Annotated in this window: 21 protein-coding genes; 14 read left to right on the forward strand and 7 right to left on the reverse strand. The window is 72.1% G+C overall.

Features of this window, described 5'->3' with window-relative positions; translation table 11 throughout:
- Positions 1-46 precede the first annotated feature (46 nt).
- Complete coding sequence (locus CHC11_RS06820) at positions 47-1,705, forward strand: catalase (RefSeq protein ID WP_089310713.1); 1,659 nt, start codon at positions 47-49, stop codon at positions 1,703-1,705.
- On the opposite strand, the gene CHC11_RS06825 is transcribed toward CHC11_RS06820, so the two are convergent.
- Together CHC11_RS06825 and CHC11_RS06830 are read right to left on the reverse strand one after the other, a co-directional pair.
- Positions 1,702-2,154, reverse strand: a complete 453-nt coding sequence (locus CHC11_RS06825; protein ID WP_089310714.1) for a PucR-like N-terminal domain-containing protein — start codon at positions 2,152-2,154, stop codon at positions 1,702-1,704. The genes CHC11_RS06820 and CHC11_RS06825 overlap by 4 nt on opposite strands.
- A gap of 137 nt (positions 2,155-2,291) precedes the next feature.
- Positions 2,292-3,410 (reverse strand): pyridoxal-phosphate dependent enzyme, encoded by a 1,119-nt coding sequence (locus CHC11_RS06830; RefSeq protein ID WP_089311076.1) that lies wholly within the window; start codon positions 3,408-3,410, stop codon positions 2,292-2,294.
- An 88-nt stretch (positions 3,411-3,498) separates the two neighbouring features.
- Here CHC11_RS06830 and CHC11_RS06835 point away from each other — a divergent pair, with 88 nt between their 5' ends.
- The 6 genes from CHC11_RS06835 (at position 3,499) to CHC11_RS06855 (ending at position 7,473) form a co-directional block, all read left to right on the forward strand.
- On the forward strand, positions 3,499-4,404 hold the full coding sequence (locus CHC11_RS06835; RefSeq protein WP_089310715.1) for a LysR family transcriptional regulator: 906 nt from the start codon (positions 3,499-3,501) through the stop codon (positions 4,402-4,404).
- Positions 4,405-4,507: 103 nt separating this feature from the next.
- Positions 4,508-5,104, forward strand: a complete 597-nt coding sequence (locus CHC11_RS06840; RefSeq protein WP_179278725.1) for an RNA polymerase sigma factor — start codon at positions 4,508-4,510, stop codon at positions 5,102-5,104.
- Positions 5,104-6,159, forward strand: coding sequence for a CU044_5270 family protein (locus CHC11_RS06845; RefSeq protein WP_089310716.1), 1,056 nt, complete (start codon positions 5,104-5,106; stop codon positions 6,157-6,159). Before CHC11_RS06840 ends, CHC11_RS06845 begins: the two co-directional genes overlap by 1 nt.
- 166 nt (positions 6,160-6,325) lie before the next feature.
- A complete protein-coding gene (locus CHC11_RS06850; RefSeq protein WP_089310717.1) occupies positions 6,326-6,598 on the forward strand; it encodes a hypothetical protein in 273 nt (90 codons plus the stop codon).
- A gap of 14 nt (positions 6,599-6,612) precedes the next feature.
- Entirely contained in the window at positions 6,613-6,783 is a 171-nt protein-coding gene (locus CHC11_RS41115; protein ID WP_179278726.1) for a hypothetical protein, read from the forward strand.
- A 159-nt stretch (positions 6,784-6,942) separates the two neighbouring features.
- Positions 6,943-7,473, forward strand: a complete 531-nt coding sequence (locus CHC11_RS06855) for a hypothetical protein (protein WP_143226956.1) — start codon at positions 6,943-6,945, stop codon at positions 7,471-7,473.
- Positions 7,474-7,557: 84 nt separating this feature from the next.
- On the opposite strand, the gene CHC11_RS06860 is transcribed toward CHC11_RS06855, so the two are convergent.
- The gene (locus CHC11_RS06860) at positions 7,558-7,788 is read right to left on the reverse strand and encodes a hypothetical protein (RefSeq protein ID WP_089310719.1); all 231 of its coding nucleotides are present in this window, start codon (positions 7,786-7,788) and stop codon (positions 7,558-7,560) included.
- Positions 7,789-7,915: 127 nt separating this feature from the next.
- On the opposite strand from CHC11_RS06860, the gene CHC11_RS06865 reads away from it, so the two are divergent.
- Positions 7,916-8,689: a MerR family transcriptional regulator gene (locus tag CHC11_RS06865; RefSeq protein WP_245918832.1), complete on the forward strand. Its 774-nt coding sequence runs from the start codon at positions 7,916-7,918 to the stop codon at positions 8,687-8,689.
- 68 nt (positions 8,690-8,757) lie between these two features.
- Complete coding sequence (locus CHC11_RS06870) at positions 8,758-9,621, forward strand: serine hydrolase (RefSeq protein ID WP_089310720.1); 864 nt, start codon at positions 8,758-8,760, stop codon at positions 9,619-9,621.
- Between the two features lie 28 nt (positions 9,622-9,649).
- On the opposite strand, the gene CHC11_RS43320 is transcribed toward CHC11_RS06870, so the two are convergent.
- Entirely contained in the window at positions 9,650-10,138 is a 489-nt protein-coding gene (locus tag CHC11_RS43320; RefSeq protein ID WP_089310721.1) for a MarR family winged helix-turn-helix transcriptional regulator, read from the reverse strand.
- Between the two features lie 63 nt (positions 10,139-10,201).
- Between CHC11_RS43320 and CHC11_RS06880 the strand changes: the two genes are divergently transcribed.
- From CHC11_RS06880 to CHC11_RS42000, 4 genes are all read left to right on the forward strand, one after another.
- Entirely contained in the window at positions 10,202-10,582 is a 381-nt protein-coding gene (locus CHC11_RS06880) for a tautomerase family protein (protein ID WP_089310722.1), read from the forward strand.
- A 106-nt stretch (positions 10,583-10,688) separates the two neighbouring features.
- Positions 10,689-11,099 (forward strand): hypothetical protein, encoded by a 411-nt coding sequence (locus CHC11_RS06885; protein WP_089310723.1) that lies wholly within the window; start codon positions 10,689-10,691, stop codon positions 11,097-11,099.
- Between the two features lie 71 nt (positions 11,100-11,170).
- On the forward strand, positions 11,171-12,934 hold the full coding sequence (locus CHC11_RS06890) for a S9 family peptidase (RefSeq protein WP_089310724.1): 1,764 nt from the start codon (positions 11,171-11,173) through the stop codon (positions 12,932-12,934).
- A gap of 150 nt (positions 12,935-13,084) precedes the next feature.
- The gene (locus CHC11_RS42000; protein ID WP_218825960.1) at positions 13,085-13,810 is read left to right on the forward strand and encodes a hypothetical protein; all 726 of its coding nucleotides are present in this window, start codon (positions 13,085-13,087) and stop codon (positions 13,808-13,810) included.
- On the opposite strand, the gene CHC11_RS06900 is transcribed toward CHC11_RS42000, so the two are convergent.
- Positions 13,788-14,456, reverse strand: a complete 669-nt coding sequence (locus tag CHC11_RS06900) for a TetR/AcrR family transcriptional regulator (protein ID WP_089310725.1) — start codon at positions 14,454-14,456, stop codon at positions 13,788-13,790. The two genes, CHC11_RS42000 and CHC11_RS06900, sit on opposite strands and share 23 nt — an antisense overlap.
- A gap of 93 nt (positions 14,457-14,549) precedes the next feature.
- On the opposite strand from CHC11_RS06900, the gene CHC11_RS06905 reads away from it, so the two are divergent.
- Positions 14,550-14,969, forward strand: a complete 420-nt coding sequence (locus CHC11_RS06905) for a nuclear transport factor 2 family protein (protein ID WP_089310726.1) — start codon at positions 14,550-14,552, stop codon at positions 14,967-14,969.
- Here CHC11_RS06905 and CHC11_RS06910 read toward each other — a convergent pair.
- Entirely contained in the window at positions 14,959-16,053 is a 1,095-nt protein-coding gene (locus tag CHC11_RS06910; RefSeq protein WP_089310727.1) for an aspartate-semialdehyde dehydrogenase, read from the reverse strand. The genes CHC11_RS06905 and CHC11_RS06910 overlap by 11 nt on opposite strands.
- Positions 16,054-16,228: 175 nt before the next feature.
- Positions 16,229-17,503 carry an aspartate kinase gene (locus CHC11_RS06915; protein ID WP_089310728.1) on the reverse strand — a complete coding sequence of 425 codons (1,275 nt, stop codon included), beginning with the start codon at positions 17,501-17,503 and terminating at the stop codon, positions 16,229-16,231.
- Positions 17,504-17,722: the final 219 nt, after the last annotated feature.

The following is a 17,722-nucleotide window of genomic DNA, read 5'->3' on the forward strand; positions in this document are numbered from 1 at the left end:
CGCCGGGTAGGGCGCCAGCGAGAGCGGGTGAGAGGAGACAGGCGTCGTGACGGACGTTGCGAGCATGGGGCCACAGCCGGGGGACGACCGTCCGGTGCTGACCAACCGGCAGGGCCACCCGGTATACGACAACCAGAACCAGCGTACGGTCGGCTCCCGTGGCCCGGCCACGCTGGAGAACTACCAGTTCCTTGAGAAGATCAGCCATTTCGACCGGGAGCGCATCCCGGAGCGGGTCGTCCACGCGCGCGGCGTGACGGCGTACGGGTTCTTCGAGGCGTACGGGAAGTGGGGCGACGAGCCGATCTCGGCGTACACCCGCGCCAGGCTGTTCCAGGCCGGGGGCAGGCGCACGCCCGTCGCGCTGCGGTTCTCCACGGTCATCGGCGGGCGCGACTCGGCGGAGACGGCACGGGACCCGCGCGGGTTCGCCATCAAGTTCTACACCGAGGAGGGCAACTGGGACCTCGTCGGCAACAACCTGGCGGTCTTCTTCATCCGGGACGCCATCAAGTTCCCCGACGTCATCCACGCCCTCAAGCCCGATCCGGTGACGTTCCGGCAGGAGCCGGCGCGCATCTTCGACTTCATGTCGCAGACACCCGAGACGATGCACATGCTCGTCAACCTGTTCAGCCCGCGCGGGATCCCGGCCGACTACCGGCACATGCAGGGGTTCGGCGTGAACACCTACAAGTGGGTGAACCAGGCAGGTGAGACGAAGCTCGTGAAGTACCACTGGATGCCGAAGCAGGGCGTGCGCAGCATGACGGCGGACGACGCGGCGGCGGTGCAGGCCGACGACCTCGGGCACGCGACGAGAGACCTGCACGAGGCCATCGACCGCGGGGAGTTCCCGGAGTGGGAGCTGGTCGTCCAGATGATGGACGACCACGATCATCCGGAGCTGGACTTCGATCCCCTCGACGACACGAAGGTGTGGCCGGAGAACGACTTCCCGCCGAAGCCGGTCGGGCGGATCGTCCTGGACCGCAACGTCGAGGACCACTTCGCCGAGAACGAGCAGATCTCGTTCGGTACCGGCGTCCTTGTCGACGGGCTCGACTTCTCCGACGACAAGATGCTCGTCGGGCGGACGTTCTCCTACAGCGACACCCAGCGCCACCGGGTCGGCCCGAACTACCTCCAGCTGCCCGTCAACCGGGCCAAGGGCGCCAATGTGCGGACGAACCAGCGCGACGGGCAGATGACGTACCACGTGGACGCCGGGGGAGCGAACCCCCACGTGAACTACGAGCCGTCCATCACCGGGGGCCTGCGCGAGGGCGAGTACCCGACGCACGACGAGCAGGGCCCGGAGATCACGGGGCGCCTCACCCGCATGCGCATCGCCCGCGCGAACGACTACAAGCAGGCGGGCCAGCGCTACCTGCTGATGGAGGACTGGGAGCGCGACGACCTGGTGCACAACTTCGTCGAGCTGATCTCGCAGTGCGCGCGGCCCGTCCAGGAGCGCATGGTGTGGCACTTCCTGCTCGTCGAGGACGATCTCGGACTGCGCGTCGGCCAGGGGCTCGGCATCTCCGCCGACGACGTCAGGCACCTCGGCCCGCTGCCCGGGCAGGACCTCACCGACGAGGACCAGGGACGGCTGAAGAACCTCGGCCAGAACGGGTCGCGGGACGTCGACGGTCTGAAGATGACGCACTGCGTGGCGAACGAGAGGGCCGTCCGGCGGGCCTAGTTCTCGGAGATGAGGGTGTGGAGGCGGCGCGTGCCGTCGCGCCGCCCGGCCCGGTGGTGCCCCTCGACGGCGGCCTGGACGATCCGGCCCTCGGCGCTGAATGCCTGCTCCATGACCGTGATGTACTCGGCCGTGGGCGGGTAGAGGCGCGCGGCGGCGCCGGCCGTCCGGCGGATGAGGACGCGGGCGCCGGTGCGCAGCGCCGACTCGAAGTGGCGGACGTCCTGCCCCGCGCGGGCCTCGCTGGCGCCGAGGGCGCGGAACGCGTCGAGCACGGTGCTGGTCTCGCGGGCACCGGTGTAGGCGGCGAGGGCGTCCCGGACGAGGGCGAGGATCTCGCGCGCCCTCAGGTGCGTGTAGGCGGGGACGCGCTCGGCGATCTCACCGGCGACCTCGGCGGTGATCTCGTCGAGGCGGTCGGTGAGGAACTGGTCCAGAGTGGGCTGCATGGCGCGTCCCCTCTCGTTGCTCGTCCCCGGGGCGGGACCGGGAGCGTTGGCCGAGAGCACACCGATCCAGGCGGATGCGGTGGGGCTATGTTACCGGCGCGTAGGTCGGATGCGCTGCCCCCTTTTCCGAAATGTCATCAAGCTGGGTTGGCGGCCCGGCCCTCGGTGACCAGAAGGACGACCGTCCCCGCGTGCCCGGGCGCGAGGAGCGGACGGCGGTCCGGTGCCAGCGCGGCGCGGGCACCGGCGAGGGAGGCGGCGCCGCATGGCCCGGCTGGAACGCCGAGGTCGGCCAGGTCGCGCGCCGCGCCGGCCGTGGATGCGTCGGTGACCGCTATGGCGGCGTCCAGACCGGAGCGTAGGACGGGCCAAGCCAGAGTCGACGGGGTTGCGCAGTTCAGACCGGCCATGGTGGTCGGCCCCGTCTCAACGGTCAGCGGCCTGTTCTGGTGGAGGCTCGCCAACACGCAGGGCGCCGCATCGGGTTCGACGGAGAGCAACGTGGGGGCGGACCGCCCAGAGCGGTAGTGAGTCACAGCCGCCTGGGCCAGCGACCCCACCCCGACTGGAATCGCCACAAGGCCCGCTGGGGCGGCCCCCGCCTCAGCGAGTTGTTCGTCCATCTCGGTGAAGAGGGTGGAGTACCCCTCGACTATCCATTGCGGCACGCGTTCGTAGCCTCGCCACGCCGTGTCCTGGACGAGCAGCGCCGACGGGTCGGACGCCGCAGCATCGGAAGCGGCCCGCACCGCCTCGTCGTAGGGCACCGGCATCTCGGTCACGGCCGCGCCCTCCGCCTTGATCGCGGCCACGGCCTCGGGGTGGACGCCGCGCGGGACGTAGGCGTCCGCGGGCAGCCCCAGAAGCCGGGCCATCGCCGCGACCGCGCGCCCGTGGTTGCCGTCCGTCGCCGTCACGAGCCGGACGTCCGGCCGCATGGACCGCAGAGCCGCGAGGGACGTGGCGCCGGGCGCGAGGCCCAGACGGTCGCAGAGCGCCCGGTGGACGCCCCACGAGGCACCGAGAATCTTGAAGGCGGGCAGCCCGAGGCGCGCCGACTCGTCCTTGGCGAACAGCCGCCGCGCACCCAGTCCGGCCGCGAGGGACGGCAGCTCCACGAGCGGAGTCGGGGCGTAGCCGGGGAGCGTCCGGTGGAAGGCGGCGACGTCGCGCGGCGCGGGAGGGCACGTCCAGTCCCGCGCGGCCGGACGGGCGAACCAGGACGAACGGGCAACCGAGGCAGGGGCCGTGACCATGGCGAACACCGTGCCGCACCGACTTCCCATCGGTCCAGCGAATGTTTCCGAGGAATAATCGTCACTCAAGCCGATGAATGGAGGAGCCATGCTCGACCTGCACCGGCTCCGGCTCCTGCGCGAGCTGAAACACCGGGGGACGCTCGCCGCCGTCGCCGAGGCCCTCTCCTATAGCCCGTCATCTATCTCGCAGCAGCTCTCCGTCCTGGAGAAGGAGGCCGGGGTGCCGCTGCTGGAGCCGGTGGGCCGCCGCGTCCGGCTTACCGCGCAGGCCGAGATCCTGGTCGCGCACACCGAAGCGGTGCTGGAGCGCCTCGAACAGGCGGAGGCCGACCTCGCCGCGTCCCTGCACGGCATCACGGGGGTGCTGCGGGTCGCCGCGTTCCAGACGGCCGCGCTCGCGCTCGTCCCGGACGCGCTCAGCGCGCTCCGCGACGCCCATCCGCGGCTCCGGATCGAGGTCACGCAGCGGGAGCCGGAGAGCGCACTGCCCGCCCTGCTCGCGCGCGACTTCGACCTGGTGATCACCGAGGAGTACCCGGGCGAGCCGAGCCCGCGCCCGCCGGGCGTCGACTACGCGGAGCTCGGGACGGACGAGATCCGCCTCGCGCTCCCGTCGCGCTCACCGGACGCGGCCCTGCGCGACCTGGCGGGGAGCCCCTGGGTGATGGAGCCGGCGGGCACGGCGTCCCGGCGGTGGGCGACGCGGCTGTGCCGGGAGGCGGGCTTCGAGCCGGACGTGCGCTTCGAGTCGACCGACCTGCTGCTGCACCTGCGGCTGGTCGAGCGCGGCCACGCCGCCGCGCTGCTGCCGGGTCTGGTGTGGCAGGACGGCCCGCCCGCCGTACCGGTCACCGGGCTGCCGGAGGAGCACCGCACCCGGCGCCTTTTCACGGCGTCCCGCCGAGGAGGCGGCTCCCACCCGGCGGTACGCGCCTTCCGCGAGGCCCTCACGGACGCCTTCTCGCACCGCCCCTGGCAGGGCACGTCCTGAGGCGGCCCTCTGGCGGGCGCGTGAACCCGAGTGGGGTCTTCGGGCAACAACCCGTCGCAACCTCACGAAGGGACACCATGACGCATCGAGACGGGCCCACCCGGTGACCGGCGCCGCCGTCGGTCACCGGGCCTGCCGGGACCTGAGCGACGCCGAGGCGATCCGGCACTCGCTGACCGAGCCGGAGAGCTTCGCGGTGCTGTTCGAAAGGTACGGCCGCCAGATCCACCGGTACGCGGCGCGGCGGCTCGGCGCGCAGGCGGCCGAGGACATCGTCGCCGAGACGTTCTTCGCCGCCTTCCGGCAGCGCGCCTCCTACGACCTGGCGCAGCCGGTGGCGCGCCCCTGGCTGTACGGGATCGCGACCAACCTCATCGCGCGGCACCGCCGCACCGAGGAGCGCATGTACCGGGCCCTCCAGCGCACGGGACTCGACCCGCTTCCCGAGCCGCTCGCGGAGGCCGTCGTCCGGCGCGTGGACGCGCAGGTCGAGGACCGCCGCCTGGCCGGGGTGATCGCGGCGCTGCACCGCCGCGACCGCGACGTGCTGCTGCTGTTCGCCTGGGCCGAACTCGGCTACGAGGAGGTCGCCGCGGCGCTGGGCATCCCCGTCGGCACCGTCCGCTCCCGCCTCAACCGGGCCCGCCGCAAGATCCGCGGGGTGCTCGGCGACGCAGTTTCGATCGGAGAGGAGCACTGATGGACGAGCTCACGAAGGTCCGGGAGTTCCGCGAGACCGTTCCGCCGATGTCCGCCGAGGCCGAGGAGTCGGTGCGGGGCGGCCTGCGGGCGCTGGCCGCCGGCGACGAGCCCGCGGCCCGCACCGCGACCGGAAGACGCCGGCGCCCGGTCGCCCTCCCCACCGGTGGCCGGCTCACGCGCTGGATACTGCCGGCCGGGGCGGTCATGGCCGCCGCGGCCGTGGCGGGGGCCTTCTTCCTGCACGATTCCGGCAAGGCACCGCGTCCGCCGCTTCCCACGACGGCACTTCCCCCTGTGGACGCCAAGCCGTTTCCCGACGTCCAGCTGGTCAGCGCGGTCGAGTTGGGCTCACGTGCCGCTCGTGCCGCCGAGCGGCAGCCGTACCGCAAGCCCGGGCCCGAGCAGTGGGTCTACACGCGTTCCGTCGCCGCGGGCGGCTGGAACATGAGCACCTGGTGGAAGGGCGTCGACGTCGGTTCCCGGATAACGTACGAGGACTGGGAGCGTGTCGACGGCGGCGGCCGGGCCCACTACTTCGGCGGCAGGCTGCGAGTCTTCTCCCACCCCCCGAACGACTCGCAGAACGGACCGCTGTTCAACCTCGGCAACTACGGCACCCTGCCCACGGCACCCGGCGCACTCCTGCATCGCCTTTCCACGGCCCGGTACCCGACCCAGGAGGGCGAGACGGGCGCCCAGGACGTCTTCGAGTTCATGGAGAAGATCCTCCGCGACCCGTCGCCGCCCAAGCTGCGATCGGCCGTCTACCGGGCACTGCCCAAGGTCGACGGCGTGACGCTGCAGAAGAACGTGCGGGACGCCGCCGGCCGCCCCGGCGTCGCCTTCGCCCGGACCGACGATCTCGGCGAACGGACCAGCATCATCCTCGACCCCGTCACCTACGCCTACCTCGGCAGCCGCGAGGACGTCGCGCGCGCCCACACGCACCCGCTGGATGGCGGCAAGTCGGTCACGACGAAGCCGGGCACTGTCCTGTCCTGGTACGCGGAACTGACCCAGACAATCGTCGACGGCCCTGGCAGGCGCCCCTGAGAGGTACGGGGCCTCCCCCGGGTCACCTTCCCCCCAGGGGGTGACCCGGGGGGAAACTCCACCGTGAATCGGGGTTTTCCCCTATGGCGATGAATTCGTGCGGGAGGCAGAGTCGTAAGCAGCAGAAGGGTGACGAGGAAGTCTCCCGCAGGAAGAAGGCACTCCGATGTCGACCATGCCGAGCTTCACCTCGATGAACGCGTCCGACCTCGCCGAGATCCTGTTCACCTCCCGGCTGCAGGAGTCCGACCGTCCCTCAGCCGAGCAGGTCCGCACCGCGATCAACGACCGGTTCGGAGCCTGCGGCGGCGAAAGCGCCGCGTGGGTCGCCACCGTCGCCCAGGAGGCCGGCGACCACCCGGAGACCTATCTGGCCCGCATGCGCTGGGCGCTCACCACCGTGCACGCGGCCTACCCCGACCTGACCACCGCCGCCTGACCCCGGGAGGGATCATGCGCTCACCGTTCGCCGACCGTCGCGAGGACATCCTCCCCCGCTCGCTCGCCGACCTGCTCGCCGCCGAGGCGCCCCACTCCGCCGACGAGGCGCCCCGGCGCCGGCAGCGCAGGACCAGGACCGTCCGGCGCGTCACGCAGCCGCCCGCGGCTCGACGCCTCCCGTGATCGGTCCGGCCCGCCTCCCGTGACCCGCGGGCCCGACGAGATCTTCTCTGCGCTCGGGGCCCGGCCCGAGCCGGACGGGGCCCTAGGGCCCTGAAAGGCGGGACTCGAATCCTTCTAGCGTGTTCTCAACTGAGAGAACGAGCGGAAGGACGGGGCTCGATGAAGCGACGAGTTGTGGATATCGCCGCAAGCGGCGCAGCGTGCAGCGCCATGACGGCTGCCCTGATGTTCTTCTCTGTTTTCCAGGGGCAGGGGGAAGTGGCGAGCCGCGCCTCGGACACCAAGGTCGCGGCCGATGCAGGAGTACCGGTTCAGAAAGCACCGTCCTCCCACCCCGAAGGCGCGAAGAAGAGATGCGTTCTGCGCTCGTGGCGCCCTGCCGTCAGCGGGAAGGGCGCGGCCGCCAAGGTCGTCGGCTACGGCAGCATCATCTGCGACAAGCCCGGCCACATCACCCTTGAGGTGTCGCTGTGCAAGCGCGTACCGCTCGGCGGCTGGGCCTGCAACACAGGCCAGAACTCGTACGTCCTCAAGAAGTGGGGGGCGTATCTCCAGGTCAAGGCGACGATCCCGTGCGAGCGGACCCCGGGCCGAGAGACCTACCGGACCGCAGTCGTCGGCGATGTCGTTCAGGGCTGGGGGCAGCACCACAAGAACGGCGACAAGGCACGACTCTTCTGCCCCGGCTGACGCACGGCAGGTGGCCCCGGCCGGTTCGTCCGGCCGGGGCCTTCGGCTTTCGGGCCACCGGCTCGGCGTCCCGGCCCGCCGGGGTCAGTGGCGCGACTTGGTCTTCTTGACCGTCTTGTGCTTGGACGACTTCTTCTTGTGGCCGCCGCCGTCCGACTCCCACTCGTACCCGGGGGTGTTGTTCTTGCAGAAGCGGTCGCTCACCTTCGTGTCGGTCGCGTCGTGCTCGCACCACCGGTCCTGACCGCAGGCGGTCAGCCCGAACGCGGCGACCAGACCGACGAGCGCAAGGGCCGCGGAACGGGTCTTCAACATCTTGTGCCTCTCTCCGGCAGGGGGCGTCGACACCGACGAGGGATATGACGTGCGCGATCGCCCCGGCGTTCCGTCGCCGAGCGATGCGGGACGTGGCCCGGACCGGCCGCGAACTATGCTGGCCGCCGTGAGCGAAGAGCCGATGGAGGAACAGGGCGGCCACCCCGGCGCCGGGGCCCGCGAGTACCGCATCGGCGAACTCGCCACCGCCGCCGGGGTCCCGGTGCGGACGCTGCGGTACTACCAGGAGCGCAAGCTGCTGCCGCCGCCCCGCCGCGAGGGACGCATCGGCCTGTACTCCGAGGACCACCTGGCCCGCCTCCGCATGATCGGGAACCTGCTGGACCGCGGGCACACCCTGGAGGGCATCCGCGAGCTGCTGGCCGCCTGGGAGCAGGGCCGCGACATCGGCACCGTCCTCGGCGTCGAGAAGGCGGTCACGACCCCGTGGTCGAACGAGGTCCCGGTGACGATGACGCTGGACGAGCTGGCCGCGCTGTTCCCCGGCGAGGTCGGCCCGGAGGCCGTCGGGCGGGCCGTCGCGCTCGGCCACATCGAGGTGGACGGCCACCGCGTCACCCACTGGAGCCGCCGCCAGCTCGACGCGACGGTGGCGCTGGTCCGGGCCGGGGTGCCGCTGGACGCCGTGCTCGCGGCCGGGCAGGAGCTCCAGCACAGCATGGACGACCTCGCCGCGATGTTCGTCCGGCTGATCACGACGCACGTCGTCGGGCACCTGGACGAGGCCGTCGACGACCGGCACCTCGGGGCCCTCACCGAGACCATCGCCCGGCTGCGCCCGGGGGCCCAGGTCACGGTGGAGGCCGGCTTCGCGCGGGCCATGGACCGGCAGGTCCGCGCCGCGATCGACGAGCTGCTCGGCCGCCTGGCCACTCCCTGAGCCGTCCTTTACCGAAGCACGGCCGCCGGACGCCCCGCCCCTGCTTTCATGATCATTAACGTGGCCGGATGGCACGATCCATCGCCGCGCTCGCGCTCGCGGCCGCGCTGCTGCCGGCCGCCGCGCCCGCCCGGGCCGCGGCCCCGGACGGCCCCTGCTCGTCGTCCCGGCACCCGAAGGCGGCCGACCGGCTCGGCGCGCGGCTCAGGCAGGCGCTGCGCGGCCGCGCCGGGACCGAGTCCGTCGCCGTGTACGACCGCAGGCGCGGCATCCGCTGCGCGGTGGCGGCCGGGCGGCACTACGACTCGGCGAGCGTCGTCAAGGTCACGGTCCTCGGCGCGCTGCTGCGCCGGGCGGCCGGCGAGGACCGCCCGCTGACGGCGACCGAGAGGATCCGGGCCCGCAGGATGATCACTCGCTCGGACAACCGCGCGACCTCCGCCCTGTGGCGTGCGCTGGGGCGCGCCCGCATCGCCGGCTTCCTCGACGAGGCCGGGATGACGCAGACGGAACTGGACCCCGGCGGCCGCTGGGGACTGACCCAGATCACCGCGCACGACGAGATCGAGCTGCTGGAACAGCTCACCTCTCCGAGCGAGCTCCTGCCCGCCAAGGCCCGCGCGTACGCGTTGGAGCTGATGCACGAGGTCGTCCCGGCACAGCGGTGGGGGACCCCGGCCGGACGTCCCGCCGGCGTCACCTGGCACGTGAAGAACGGCTGGCTGCCGCGCCCGGAGCGGCGCTGGCGCGTCCACAGCATCGGTGGTTTCGACGGGCACGGCGAGGACTACATGATCGTGGTCCTCACGCAGGACACCCCGTCCATGGCCTACGGAGTCACCACCATCGAACGCGTGGCCCGCACCGTCCACCACACCCTGGCCGCGACGAGGCTCCCGACGCCGCCCGACCGTACGCGGAAGACCCCCTGACCGCCGCAGGGCCGGCCGAAGGCGACCGTCAACGCGGATCGGTGCCCTGACGCTCGGCGGGGCCCTGTTCCAATGCGGCCTCATAGGCCCGCAGGGCGTTGATCATCGTGGCGCGTTCGGCGGGGGCGAGGTCGCGCATGACGCGCTCCCAGGCGGAGGCGCTTCCGGAGAGCCATTCGGCGATCGGCGCGGCGAAGGCGGGGGCGATGGCGACGATGCGGCGGCGGCGGTCGGCGGGGTCGGGGGTGCGTTCCAGGACGCCCGGCCGCGACAGGTCGCTCACCATGAGGCTGACGGTCGTCGGGGCGACCTCCAGCCGGGCGGCGAGTTCGTTGACGCTGGCCGGGCCGTCGTATTCCAGGTGGGCCAGCAGCGCGAGATGGCGCGGCGCCAGGTCGAGGCCCTGGAGCGCCGGCGGAATGGGCAGGCGTTTGGCTCGGCCGACGAGCCGCGGCATGAGCAGCAGCAGGGTGCGGACGGCCTCGTCGACGGCGGGACCGCCCGATTCGGTGGACATCGGCACCCTCCACAAGTACCTTTAAAATCAAAGCCTTTGAGGCCAAAGAGAACGGGGACCCCTGTGCCGCATCTGACCGTCCACCTGCCGGAGGACAAGCTGGCGGGCAACGAATCCGAGCTCATCACCGCTCTGACCGAGGCTATCGTCGGCGTCTACGGCGAATGGGCCCGCGGCCTGGTGGGCATCCGCCTGTCCGGCGTCCCCGCCGGCCGCTTCGCGCAGGGCGGCAAGGCCGTGGACACGAACGTCTCGCTGCTCATGGGCGTCCGCGCAGCCGCCTTCGAACGCCCCGACGCCGCCGAGATCAGCGCGAACCTGGCCGCCGCCCTCACCGACGCGGTCACCGACGTCCTCGGCGAGGACCTCCGCCCCGGCACCACGGTGGAACTCGTGCCATCCCCCCAGGAACGCACCTTCGTGGCCGGCGTCCCCGCTCCCTGACCGGCGGAAGCCGCATGATCATCAATGTCGGCGAGCCGGAGACACGGCGCGGGCGGGTCACTACGGTCCCTTCCTAGCCGGGAACTCATCTCTCTGGAGGAACGCCGTGGCCGCAGGCGAGGAGGACGTCGTCACCCTGGACGTCACGACGGGGAGCGAACTCGGGTTGTCCGAGGCCGACCTCACGCTTCTCACCGAGACCGGGCTGCTCAGAGACGCGGGCGGGTACTTCTGCACGGACATCCCCGACGGGCCGCTCGGGCTGTTCGCCGTCCTCCCGCTGAACGAGGACAACCGGGCGCTGATCCTGGGCGGGACCGGCCCCGACGGCGAGAACACCCAGAGCCACGACGACGCCTTCGACACCAGGGGCGACCTGGTCGACGAGCTGCACCTCGGCTGGGCGGGCGACCGCGAGGAGATCGCCGCAGCCCTCTCGGAGACGGGCCTCGCGGTGAAGCCCCCCGGAGACGAGGGGACGACCTTCATCCTCGCCCCCGCCGACCGCCGGAGCTGACCCACCTCTCGATGGGGACGGCGACCGCCTTCACGCCATGGCGGTGCGGGGGGCTCGGCGATACTGGGGGGATGGTCGACGACGAGCGCTGGAAGGCGCGTTTCCGAGCCGCGCGGATCAGCCTGCCCCGATGGGCACGTGACGCCCCGAACCGCAGCATCTACCGCTCCAACGTGAGCGGGACCTGGGAGGTCTACACATGGGACCGCGAGACGGGTGAGCAGCGCCAGGTGACCGACCGCCCCAACGGGACGTGGTCCGGAACCGTCGACCCTTCCGGCGAATGGGTGTGGTGGTTCGCCGACACGGACGGCGACGAGTTCGGCGTGTGGAAGCGCGTCCCGTTCGGGGAGACCGAGAGCGTTCCGGCAGTCCCGGAGTTGGAGCCGTCGTACCCGTCGGGGCTGGCCCTGGGCCGCGGCGGCCTCGCCGTGATCGGACGGACGACCGAGGAGGGCAACACCGTCCACCTGTGCCGGCCGGGTTCCGCGCCGGAGGTGCTCTACCACCACGCGGAGGACGCCCACGTCGCCGGCGTCTCGCGGGACGAGTCCCTGATCGCGATCGGGCACAGCGAGCACGGCGACAGCCGCCACATGGCGCTGCGCGTCGTGCGGCAGGACGGCTCCCCGGTCGCCGACCTCTGGGACGGACCGGGCAAGGGCGTCTACGGCGCCGGTTTCGCTCCGGTCGACGGCGATCCGCGGCTTCTGGTCAACCACGAGCGGCGCGGCCGGGAGGAGATGCTCATCTGGGACCCGATCGCGGGCACCGAGCAGGAGATCGTCCTCGACCTGCCCGGCGAGATCGGCGCGAGCTGGTACCCGGACGGGGCGTCGCTGCTGCTCTCCCACTCGCACGAGGCGCGCGACGAGCTCTACCGCTACGACCTGACCGACGGCGACCTGACCAGGATCGACACGCCGCGCGGGGTGCTCGGCGGGGCGGACGTCCGGCCGGACGGGACGGTCGAGTTCTCCTGGTCGTCGGCCGCCGAGCCGCCGGTGATCCGCTCGACGTCCGGCGCGGTCGTGCTCACCCCGCCCGGACCCGCGGCGCCGCCGTCCGTCCCGGTCGAGGACGTGTGGGTGGAGGGCCCGGCCGGCCGCATCCACGCGCTGGTCAGCAGGCCGGAGGGCGACCGCCCTCACCCGACCGTCTTCGACGTCCACGGCGGGCCGACCGCGCAGGACGACGACTCGTTCGCCCCCGCCGTCGCCGCCTGGGTCGACCACGGGTTCGCGGTCGTCCGCGTCAACTACCGGGGCTCGACCGGCTACGGCTCCGCGTGGCGCGACGCCATCGAGGGGCGCGTCGGGATCACCGAACTGGAGGACATCAAGGCCGTCCGCGACTGGGCGGTCGAGTCGGGCCTCGCGGATCCCGCGCGCCTCGTCCTGACCGGCGGGTCATGGGGTGGGTTCCTCACCCTGCTCGGCATCGGCACCCGGCCGGACGACTGGAGCGTCGCGGTCGCGGCCGTTCCGGTGGCCGACTACGTCGCCGCGTTCGAGGACGAGATGGAGGGCCTCCAGGCGTTCGACCGGTCCCTGTTCGGCGGTTCGCCGGAGGAGGTCCCCGAGCGGTACCGCGAGTCTTCCCCCATCACCTACGTCGCGCGGGTCAAGGCGCCGGTGCTGGTCCTGGCGGGGGAGAACGACCCGCGCTGCCCCATCCGGCAGATCGACAACTACCTGGCGCGGCTCGCCGAACGGGGGCACCCGCACGAGGTGTACCGGTACGACGCGGGCCACGGCTCCCTCGTCGTCGAGGAGCGCATCACCCAGATGGCCGCCGAGATCGGCTTCGCCCGGAAACATCTCGGCATGTCGTGATCTTTCCCCGGGGGACGGGCGGGCCGCCCCGCCCGTCCCGGGTTTACAAGATCGCCCCGTCGGGCATCCCTCCGATCGGCCGCACGCACCACCGGTCCAGCGCGGACCGGCTCTCGCCCCCCGGACATCACCGATCGGGGGGGGTCGCACATGCCACGGCCGTGCAGCATCCACTGCGTCATGCCGTCCGAGTGCCGCCGGGCCCCCGGCCTGGCCCACCACCCGGCCTTCCGCCCGGTCGCCGCGGCGACCGCCCTCGCCATCGCCGGCACCATGCTCGTGCTCGCCTCTCCCGGCGCGTCCGCAGCGACGCACGCCTCTCCCGGCTGGCGGGCCGCCTCCGGCACCGGGCCGCCGTCCCCGGCGAGGCGCCTGCTCGACCCGGCGCCCGCGTCCCGTCCGAACGTCAGGTCGGCCGCACGGAAACGGACCGTCCCGCCGCGGGACGCCCCGCCGGACCTGCCGAGCTCGCAGCGCCTGGACCAGCAGTTCGCCGAGTACGCGCTGCGGGCGAGCGGCATCGGCTGGCGCTCCACCGGCCGCTGCTCCGACCGGACGGTGCGGACCTGCACGTCGTTCGAGGGCATCCGGTGGGGGACGATCAGGAGCCTGATCGAGTTCGCGGAGTCGAGCGGTTGCGAGGTCACCGTCACGGGCGGCACCGAGCACGGCCACGCGGGCGGCACCTACAGCCACGCGAACGGCTACAAGATCGACATCGCGACCGGGAGCTGTGTCGACGAGGCCGTGCGGCGCTACCCGTTCACCGGCGTGCGGGGGGACGGCGCGCGGCTCCACCGGTCTCCCGAGGGCGTCGTGTTCGCCCGCGAGAAGGACCACTGGGACATCACGATCAGGCGCGGACCTCGCGGATGATGCCCACCAGCTCGCGGGTCACCGACTTGAAGCCCGGAATGCGCGACATCGCGACCATGCGGTTGACCAGCGGGACCGTCCGCTCGACCAGGAGGTAGGTCTTGCGGCAGCCGGGCGAGCTGTCGTGCACCCAGTACAGCACGACGCCCATCGAGTAGATCCACAGCAGCTCGGGCAGCTCCGCCCGGAACTCCTTGTCGATCTTCAGGTCGGAGCCCTCGACGACCTCGCGGTAGATGGCCACCGCCGAGTCGCGGGCGGGCCCGGACTCGGCGCTGAACGGGTTGAGCGGGCTGGTCGGCTCGGCGGCGAACTTGAAGAACTTCCCGGCGAACTCGTGGTAGGGGACCATCGTGTCGACCCGGGCCTTCAGGACGCCCAGCAGCCGGGGCGCGAACTCGCGCTCGGCGTCCAGGACGGCCCGGCAGGCGGCGACGTGCTCGTCCTGCAGCTCGTCGTAGTAGGCCTGGATCAGCTCTTCCTTGGACCCGAAGTAGTAGTAGGCGTTGCCGACCGAGACACCCGCCTCCTTGGCGATCGCCCGCATCGTCGTCTGCTCGTATCCGCGCTCCCGGAACAGGCGCAGCGCCGTCTCGACGATCAGGGCGCGCGTCTGCTCGGACTTCACGGCCTTCGTCTCGGTCACGCATGCCACCCTAAAGCCCGAGTACGACCTCCCGCTCATGCCGCCATCCGCCGCGCGGTGCAACCCGGCGCCCCGGCACGGTGTTGACCGAGCATGACCAATGCCCTGGAAGCCCTGGAACGTTTCTACGCCGCGGAAGCGGACTTTCTGGCCGTCGGCGGCCCCGGCAAGGGGGATTTCTCCGCGATGGCCGCTCATCTCACCTCGGACGTCGTGATGTACCAGGCGCCCAGCCTCCCCTACGGCGGGACGTGGCGCGGTCACGACGGCATGGAGCGGTTCATGGCCGTGATGAGCGGGCTGTGGTCGGAGCTGACGTTCCGCGAACAGCACTACGCGGTGGACGGCGAGACGGTCGCGGTCCGCAACGACTGCGTCTTCCGGGCCCGCGCGACCGGGCGGGAGGTGGAGACGTCCGTCCTGCAGTGGATCACGGTGCGGGACGGCCTGGTCAGCGAGTTCCGCCCGTTCTACCTGGACACCTCGGCCGTCCTCGCGGCCCTCAGGGGGTGAGCTCGGCGGCGACCAGCTCGGCGATCTGGGCGGTGTTGAGCGCCGCGCCGTTGCGGAGGTTGTCGCCGCAGAGGAAGAGGTCGAGCGCCCGCGGGTCGTCCAGCGAGCGCCGCACCCGCCCCACCCAGGCGGGATCGGTGCCGACGACGTCCGCGGGCGTAGGGAACTCCTGCGTCTCCGGGTTGTCGCAGAGGACGACGCCGGGCGACCCGGCGAGGACGGCCTGCGCCTCCCGCTGGTCGACCCGGTCCTCGAACACCGCGTGGACCGACAGCGAGTGCGCCGTCACCACCGGGACGCGGACGCAGGTCGCCGTCACCCGCAGGTCGCGCAAGCCGAGCACCTTCCTCGACTCTTCCCTGATCTTGAGCTCCTCCGAGCTCCAGCCCCCGTCGCGGACCTCGCCCGCCCACGGCACCACGTTCATCGCGAGCGGCGCCGGGAACGGCCCGAACTCGCCCACCGCGCAGCGCAGATCGCCCGCGCGGTTGCCGAGCGCGCGGTCTCCGCCGACCTTCTCCATCTGCTCGTACAGGGTGTCGACGCCCTCCAGCCCGACGCCCGACGCGGCCTGGTAGGACGACACGACGAGCTCGCGCAGCCCGTACCGGCGGTGCAGCACCCCGAGCACCATGATCATCGACAGCGTGGTGCAGCTGGGGCTCGCGACGATCCCGCGCGGGCGCCGGCGCACCCGCTCCGGGTTCACCTCCGGGACGACCAGCGGCACGTCCGGCGCCATCCGGAACGCCCCGGAGTTGTCGACCGCCACGGCGCCGCGGTCCGTCGCGACCGGCACCCACCGCGCCGCCACCGCGTCCGGCACGCCGAACATCGCGATGTCGACGCCGTCGAACACCTCGGGCGCCAGCGGCTCCACCTCGACGTCCGCACCGCGCAGCGGCAGCGTCCGTCCCACCGACCGGGGCGAGGCGACCAGCCGGATCTCCCCGTACACGTCGCGGCGGGTGGACAGCAGGTCGATCAACACGGCCCCGACGGCCCCCGTGGCTCCGACGACGGCGAGCGTCGGCCCGCCCGTCCCCCGCGTCCTCGCACCGGCCGGCCGGGCATTCGGGGCCATGGTCGCCTCACCCTCTCGCCGTCGAGTCGTGTCCGCACGTCCAACTCCCGCCGCGTGCGGCCGGTTCCCCGAACGACCCTGCCACCGCGGGCGGCCGGCGTCAGCGTCATGCGGCACAGGCCGAACACGGCAAAGCGGGCCGCACGGAATCCGTGCGGCCCGCCGGGGCGTGCGGTCAGCGGCCGGTGCCCCCGTAGACGACGGCCTCGACCTGCTCGGCGTCCAGGTCGAACGCGTGGTGCGCGGCGGCGACCGCGGTGTCGATGTCGTCCTGGGCGACGACGACCGAGATCCGGATCTCCGAGGTGGAGATCATCTCGATGTTCACCCCGGCCTCGGCGATCGCGCCGAACAGCGAGGCGGTGACGCCCGGGTGCGAGCGCATCCCGGCGCCGATCAGCGACACCTTGCCGATGCGGTCGTCGTAGCGCAGCGACTCGAAGCCGATCTTCTCCTTCAGCTTGTTCAGCGCGGTGAGGGCGCTCTGCCCGTCGGTGGACGGCAGCGTGAACGAGATGTCGGTCCGCCCGGTGGACGCCGCCGACACGTTCTGCACGATCATGTCGATGTTGATCTCGGCCTCGGACAGCACCGTGAAGATCGTGGCGGCCTCACCGACCTTGTCGGGCACCCCCACGACGGTGATCTTGGCCTCGCTCCGGTCGTGCGCGACGCCGGAGATGATCGCCTGCTCCATGTCCTGTCCCTCGATCTCGCTGCTGTCGACGACCCACGTGCCCACCTTCTGGCTGAACGAGGACCGCACGTGAATCGGGATGTTGTAGCGGCGCGCGTACTCCACGCAGCGCAGATGCAGGATCTTCGCCCCGCTGGCCGCCATCTCCAGCATCTCCTCGTAGGAGATCTTCGGGATCTTGCGGGCGGCGGGCACGATGCGCGGGTCGGCGGTGAAGACGCCGTCGACGTCGGAGTAGATCTCGCAGGCGTCGGCGTCCAGGGCCGCCGCCAGCGCGACGGCCGTGGTGTCGGACCCGCCGCGGCCGAGCGTCGTGATGTCCTTGGTCCCCTGCGAGACGCCCTGGAACCCGGCCACGATGCAGATCGAGCCGCCGTCCAGGGCCGTCCGGATCCGCCCCGGCGTCACATCGATGATCTTGGCTTTGCCATGCGAGCCGTCAGTGATCACACCGGCCTGGGAGCCGGTGAACGAGCGGGCCTCGTGGCCCAGGTTCGCGATGGCCATGGCCAGCAGCGCCATCGAGATCCGCTCGCCGGCGGTGAGCAGCATGTCCAGCTCACGGGCGGGCGGCAGGGGGCTGACCTGCTTGGCCATGTCGATGAGGTCATCCGTCGTGTCGCCCATGGCGGAGACCACGACGACGACGTCGTTGCCCGCCTTCTTCGTTGCGACGATGCGCTGGGCGACCCGCTTGACGCCTTCGGCGTCGGCGACGGAGGAGCCACCGTACTTCTGCACGACAAGAGCCACGAGTGGGCGCTCCTCGGATCGGGGTCAGGCGTTTCTGGTCGTCGAGTCTACAGAGCCGGACCCCATGGATCACGACCAGGTAACTCTCCCGGCCCCGGGGGCCTGCCGGACTCGACCGCCGGCCCGGGGCCTGCGGGGCGGGGGCGGTGCCCGGCGGGGGTCACGCGATGTACCAGGCGACATGAACGACCGTGGCGCAGAATGTACGCGCCATGGAAT

Source organism: Actinomadura mexicana, assembly GCF_900188105.1.
GTDB lineage: Bacteria > Actinomycetota > Actinomycetes > Streptosporangiales > Streptosporangiaceae > Spirillospora > Spirillospora mexicana.